6 protein-coding genes are annotated in these 6160 nt (G+C 67.5%); all 6 read left to right on the forward strand.

All coding sequences use genetic code 11. The annotated features are described in order from the left end of the window. Positions 1–349 precede the first annotated feature (349 nt). The gene (locus Q7A36_RS37815) at positions 350–1615 is read left to right on the forward strand and encodes an MFS transporter (RefSeq protein ID WP_305108958.1); all 1266 of its coding nucleotides are present in this window, start codon (positions 350–352) and stop codon (positions 1613–1615) included. Positions 1616–1844: 229 nt separating this feature from the next. Further along, the gene (locus Q7A36_RS37820; RefSeq protein WP_305108959.1) at positions 1845–2798 is read left to right on the forward strand and encodes an IS1595 family transposase; all 954 of its coding nucleotides are present in this window, start codon (positions 1845–1847) and stop codon (positions 2796–2798) included. Positions 2799–3009: 211 nt separating this feature from the next. Continuing rightward, positions 3010–3474: an IS66-like element accessory protein TnpA gene (tnpA, locus tag Q7A36_RS37825; protein WP_305108960.1), complete on the forward strand. Its 465-nt coding sequence runs from the start codon at positions 3010–3012 to the stop codon at positions 3472–3474. Further along, positions 3474–3821, forward strand: coding sequence for an IS66 family insertion sequence element accessory protein TnpB (gene tnpB, locus Q7A36_RS37830; RefSeq protein WP_305108961.1), 348 nt, complete (start codon positions 3474–3476; stop codon positions 3819–3821). The genes tnpA and tnpB overlap by 1 nt, the downstream gene beginning before the upstream one ends. 48 nt (positions 3822–3869) lie before the next feature. Continuing rightward, positions 3870–5477 carry an IS66 family transposase gene (gene tnpC / locus Q7A36_RS37835; protein WP_305108962.1) on the forward strand — a complete coding sequence of 536 codons (1608 nt, stop codon included), beginning with the start codon at positions 3870–3872 and terminating at the stop codon, positions 5475–5477. Next, the coding region (gene istA, locus Q7A36_RS37840) for an IS21 family transposase (protein WP_305108963.1) at positions 5474–6160 on the forward strand (687 nt) is incomplete at its 3' end. The genes tnpC and istA, both read left to right, overlap by 4 nt.

Consider the following 6160-nt stretch of genomic DNA (forward strand, 5'->3'; position numbering starts at 1 on the left):
GCAACGGAAGGCGGGACGTGAGCATGGCCCAGGTGACTTTTGCTGACCTGAACGCGCAGTATTAGTCGTTTGTCGGGACCATGGAAGGGGCGCATGGTCGCTGCTACCCACAGCATTCCGAAGCGTCTGTGATGTCCGAGACAACAAGGTCTGGAAGCTCCGCCAACGTCGTGTCAGCTTTCGTCGCACCGCCTGTTGCGCGGGGATCCTGGCCTGGTATCTGGGCCAGAGCCGTCGGTGCCGTCGGGTCGATGCGTCGTACGTTCCTGCCATTCGAGCAAGTGGTCCGGGTTGTCGCCGCGATGGCCCTGGCCATGGCGGCGAAGGCCGACGGGGCGGGAAAGCCGGGATGACCAAGGAGGACACCCGACGGCCCGGGGCCACCGCGCCCGCAAGCCGTCCGAGGGAGCACCCGGACGCCAGGTGCACGCTCGCCATCGCCGGAACCGCGCATGCCCTGCATGACGGCTACACCGACCTGATCTATGTCCTGCTGCCCCTCTGGCAGGCCGAGTTCGGCCTGGGCTACGGGATGTTGGCGGCGCTGCGCGGCCTCTACGCCGCCGCCATGGCGGTGCTGCAGCTTCCATCCGGCTGGCTTGCCGAGCGGGTGGACGGGCGCGTCGTCCTTGCCATCGGCACCGCGCTGGCCGCTGGGGGCTACGCGCTCGCCGGCTTCACCGGCAGCTTGGTGGGGCTGTGCGGGGCGCTGGCCCTCTCCGGCGCCGGGTCAAGCACTCAGCACCCCATCGCCTCCGCAGCGGTGTCCCGGGCCTACGGTGCATCGGCGCGCGGCCCGCTCGGGACCTACAACTTCACAGGCGACCTCGGGAAAGCCGCCATTCCGGGCATCACCTCCCTGCTGCTCACCCTGATGCCGTGGCGTGGCGCGCTCTGGCTTCTCGCCGCGGTCGGTGCCGTCGTAGCACTTATAGTTCTTCTGCTCATGCCGCCCATCGGCATGGTGGAAGGGGTCAAGCCGCCCCGCACGCCGAGCAGCCGAGGTCATGGCGGCTTTTCGCTGTTGTTCGCGATCGGTGTGCTGGATACCGGCGTACGGATGGGGCTCCTGACCTTCCTGCCATTCTTGCTGCAGGAAAAGGGCGCCTCCCTGCCAGCCGTCGGCGTTGGATTGGCGCTCGTCTTCCTTGGCGGCGCCGCCGGGAAGTTCGCCTGCGGGTGGCTCGGCGACCGCATCGGCGTGCTGCCGACCGTGCTGGTGACGGAAGGCGGGACGGCAGCCTGCATCCTGGCCGTACTGGTATTGCCGACTGTTCCTCTGTTCGCGCTGCTGCCCGTTCTGGGAGGCATGCTGAACGGCACGTCCTCAGTGCTCTACGGCACGGTTCCCGATCTCACGCCGCCCGATCGGGCCGAACGTGCCTTCGCTCTCTTCTACACGGGAACGATCGGATCCGGGGCGATCTCGCCGGTATTGTACGGCGTGCTCGGCGACTGGGTCGGCGCCCATTGGGCGACAGCCGCCACTGCGCTGGTCGCGCTGACAACCCTTCCGCTCGTCTTTGCGCTTGCGCCGTGTCTTGCGGACATTCAGGCGCGAGAGTGCAACGGGTCAGATATCGGTCAGCACAGGCCCAACAAGGCAGGCGCGTAACTGGAAGCTACTATACCTGGAGAGCTGCAGCCGACCGCCCGGTTGCTGTAGGGTACCACCAGGGCTGTCTCGAATGGAGCGGCTGCAGCATGGCGTCCAGCAACGGAGATTGTGCCTCATGCTCAATCGGGAATGCGGTGTAGGCTGCAGTGCAGCATTGTTTTAGGCGCTGTTCGACATGGGTGTGGGAGACGAGAAAATCTGACGAGGGCTGACTACATGATGTTTTATGTCCAGCCTCGAATCTCGTCGTCTCAGCCATCTCGAATCCACCATCCGGGCGGCCTCGGGTGAGCAGCTCATCACCATCGAACGGCTCGTCGCCGAGGTCGCGTCCATGCGGGTTGCGGAGGTGGCTCTGGCCCGCCGCACGGAGGTGGCCTGCATCAAGCGGTGTTGCCCGCATTGCGGGGCTGAGAGTGCTCACCTGCACGGCAAAGACAAGAACGGCCGACAGCGGTTCCGTTGTCGCGTCTCCGAGTGTCGCCGCACCTTCAACATCCTCACCGGCACGCCGATGGCGCGCGCCCGGATGCCCGACAAGTGGGGCCAATACCTGTCCTACATGACGGACCACTGTTCGGTCAGAAAGATCGTAGAGGCCGGGATCGGCGTGAATCACACGACTGTCTGGCGCTGGCGTCACCGCTTCCTCAAGGCTGCCGCGCAGGACAATACGGCAATCCTCTCTGGGGTGATCGAGGCCGATGAGACGTTCTTCGTGCGCTCCTGCAAGGGGCACCGAGGATGGGTGAAGGGCAGGCCACCCGAGCCCCGCGCCGCGCGCCCGCGTGCCTGGGGCGCCACCAAGCGGGGCCTGTCGGATGAGCAGGTGCCGGTGCTGACCGCCCTGGACAATGCGGGCGGGGTTTACGAAGCCATCCTGCCATCGCTGACAGCGATCGAGATGACGCTGGATGGCCGGATCGCACCAGGGTCGGTGGTCTGCTCCGACGGTACGGCGGCCTATGTGAAGGCAGCGGTGAAAGCAGGCGCCGAGCATCGCCGAGTGGTGGTGCCGACCACCACGCCGGTGACGGTGAAGGTCGCTCCGCTGCCAACCAAGCGGCGGCAAAAGGGTCGCCTCGGGCTTGGACGGGTGAACGCGCATCACGGCCAGATCAAAGCGCTGGTAAACGGGCGCTGCCGTGGCGTGGCGACCCGGTACCTCGGCAACTTGTGATTCGGCGTGGAATAGGGACCCCCTTGGAGGGGTGATCGGCGTCCAAAAGGGACCCCTCTGAGAGAGGGGTTCACGCTGGCTTCCGTGATGGACGGGAGCCATGGACGGGATGCTGGTCGTGGAGACGGTTGCGAAGATCCGACGGCTGCACCTGGCGGAAGGTAAGCGTCAGCCGTCAGTGGCCTTGAGGTGACCGGGCATGCCTGCCGAGATGGCGGGCATGACGGACGAAGCTGACGTGGTGGAAGCGCTCGGAGCGGCTCCTTCCGACGGTCGGAAGGGCGCTTTGCGAGCGCGGCCGGATCGGGGCGTTCAGGTCGAGGTGCGGCCGGTGCGGCGGCGCGAGTGGCCCGATGGGGACAAGGTGCGGGTGGTCCGCGAGAGCCTGCAGCCGGGTGCGGTGGTGCAGGCGGTGGCGGACCGGAACGGGGTGAGCACGGCGCAGCTTTACACCTGGCGCAAGGAGATGCTGGCGGCGGCGGTCTCGGGGTTCGTGCCAGTGGCGGTGATGCCGGAGGTGCCGCGTGTGGCAGGACCTGCGCCGGCACGGGAGGATGTGGTTGACGCGGCCGGCATGATCGAGATCGGTTTGCCCTCGGGCGCGACAGTGCGTGCCAGCGGCCGGGTGGACATGGCGGTGCTGCGGGTCGTGCTGGCCGAGCTTGGTGGTCGGTGATGTTTGGTCCACCGCCCGGTACGCGCGTCTACCTCGCTTGCGGTGCGACGGATATGCGGAAAGGATTTGATGGCCTGGCCGCGCAGGTGAAAGCTGTGCTCTCGCAGGATCCGTACAGCGGCGCGGTATTCTGCTTTCGTGGCCGTCGAGGTGACCTGCTGAAGATTTTGGTCTGGGACGGGCAGGGGCTGGTACTCGTGGCCAAGAGGTTGGAGAAGGGTCGCTTTGTGTGGCCGCAGGCGACGAGCGGTGTTGTTTCTCTGACCCCGGCGATGCTCTCGATGCTCCTGGAAGGCATAGATTGGCGCATGCCAGCTTGGACAGCCCGGCCCGAGGTGGTCGGGTAACACCCTCCTTATTTGCAGCGACGCGGCGAGCCCTGCGACGATTCACGCGTGGCCCCCGAGCTCGACACCGCGGCATTCCCGGACGACGTCGAGACGCTGCGCACCTTGCTGGCGCAGCGCGATGCGCTGATTGCCGAACGCGATGCCGAGTTGCGCAACGCGGGCTACGAGATCGAGAAGCTGAAGGTCCAGCTGGCGACGCTGCGGCGCGACCGCTACGGCCGCTCCTCCGAGAAGCTGGCGGCCGAGGCCGACCAACTCGAGATGCTGATCGGCGACCTCGAGGAGGACCAGGCCGAGCGCGAGGCCGCGGCGGCGGAGAAGGAGCGCCGGAGCAAGGGCAAATCCGGCAACCAGCGCAAGCCCGCCACGCGCCGGCCACTGCCCGAGCATCTGCCGCGCGAGACGGTGGTGCACGAGCCCGTCCTCGCCTGCCATTGCGGCTGCACCGATCCTGCCCGCCTGACGCGGCTCGGCGAGAGCGTCACAGAGGTGTTGGAGAAGATCCCGGCGCGGCTGAAGGTGATCCGGCACGTCCGGCCGCGCTACGCCTGCCGGGCCTGCGAGGCCATGCTGCAGGCGCCCGCCCCGGCCCTGCCCATCGAGCGGGGCCGGCCCGGGCCCGGCCTGGTCGCCCATGTGCTGGTCTCCAAGTACCTCGACGGCCTGCCGCTGTTCCGGCTCTCGGGCATCCTGGCGCGCGAGGGGGTGGCGATCGAGCGCCAGACGCTCGCCGACTGGGTGGGCCACGGCGCCTGGTGGCTGCGGCCGCTGTCCGAGGCGATCGGCACCTACGCCTTGGCGCAGGGCGTGATCTGGACCGACGACACCACCATCCGCGTCCTCGCCCCGGGGCGCGGCCGGACGCGCATAGGCCGGTTCTGGGTCTATGCCTTCGACCCCAGGCCCTGGGGCGGCACCGGGCCGCCGGCGGCGATCTACCACTACTCGCCCGATCGCAAGGGTGAGCGGCCGCGGGAGCACCTGGCCGGCTATGCCGGCTGGCTGCACGCCGATGCCTATGCCGGCTACGACGCGCTGACCGCGGCGAAGGGCAGCAAGCCGCCGCAGATCACGCATGTCGCCTGCATGGCCCATGCCCGGCGCGAGTTGTTCAAGGTCTACGACAGCACCAAGTCGCCGATCGCCGAGGAGGCTTTGCGGCGGATCGGCGAGCTCTATGCGATCGAGGCGGCGATCAACGGCCAGGCGCCCGAGCACCGCCGCGCCGTGCGGCAGGCAGAGAGCAAGCCGCTGCTCGACGCCTTGCACGCCTGGATGTTGCAGCAGCGGCGCCGGCTGTCCAGCAAATCCACATTGGCCAAGGCGCTGCAATATGCGCTGAACCGCTGGGACGCGCTGTCTCGCTACATCGAGGACGGCAGGCTCTCGATCGACAACAACCTCTCCGAGCGGCAGCTCAGGGGTATAGCTGTCACTCGCAAGAACTATCTATTCGTTGGCAGCGATGCTGGCGGGCAACGGGCTGCGATCATTTACACCATCGCGGAGACCGCGAAGCTGAACGGCCTAGACCCGGAAGCCTACATCGCGGCCGTGCTCGACCGCCTCGCAAACGGCCATCCCATCACCCGCATCGACGAGCTGCTGCCCTGGAACTTCAGGCCAAGCCGTCAACCCGCCAGCGTGGGCTGACGCATACGGCGGAAGGTCGCTCGATCAAGGCGATCTGCCGTGAGCTTGGCTTGTCGCGGAAGGTGGTCCGGAAGGTCCTGCGGTCTGGCGCGACGGAGTTCCGCTACGAGCGGACGCGCCAGCCTTTGCCGAAGTTGGGCGCGTGGCAGGGCGAGCTCGATCGGCTGCTGGAGGAGAACGCGGCGCGGTCGTCGCGCGAGAAGCTGGCGCTGATCCGGCTGTTCGAGGCGCTCCGGGCGCTCGGCTATGAGGGTGGCTACGACACGGTGCGGCGGCATGCGCGGGCGTGGGAGAAGGCCCGCGCGTCACTGCCCGCGGCGACCTTCGTGCCGCTGAGCTTCGCACCCGGCGAGGCGTACCAGTTCGACTGGAGCCACGAGGTCGTAGTGCTGGACGGCGCGACCGTGACGGTGAAAGTCGCGCATGTCCGGCTGTGCCATAGCCGGATGATGTTCGTCCGCGCCTATCCACGCGAGACGCAGGAGATGGTGTTCGACGCGCACGACCGTGCCTTTGCGTTCTTCCGGGGTGCCTGCACGCGCGGGATCTACGACAACATGAAGACCGCGGTGGACGCGATCTTCGTTGGCAAAGAGCGCGCCTACAACCGGCGCTTCCTGCAGATGTGCAGCTACTATCTGATCGAGCCGGTGGCCTGCACGCCGTCATCGGGGTGGGAGAAG

Source organism: Paracraurococcus lichenis, assembly GCF_030657435.1.
In the GTDB taxonomy this organism is placed as follows: Bacteria; Pseudomonadota; Alphaproteobacteria; order Acetobacterales; family Acetobacteraceae; genus Paracraurococcus; species Paracraurococcus lichenis.

Coding starts and splice junctions, on each gene's coding strand:
- Q7A36_RS37815 (WP_305108958.1), top strand. CDS start 350: ATGACCAAGGAGGACACCCGACGGCCCGGGGCCACCGCGCCCGCAAGC.
- Q7A36_RS37820 (WP_305108959.1), top strand. CDS start 1,845: ATGTCCAGCCTCGAATCTCGTCGTCTCAGCCATCTCGAATCCACCATC.
- tnpA (WP_305108960.1), top strand. CDS start 3,010: ATGGCGGGCATGACGGACGAAGCTGACGTGGTGGAAGCGCTCGGAGCG.
- tnpB (WP_305108961.1), top strand. CDS start 3,474: ATGTTTGGTCCACCGCCCGGTACGCGCGTCTACCTCGCTTGCGGTGCG.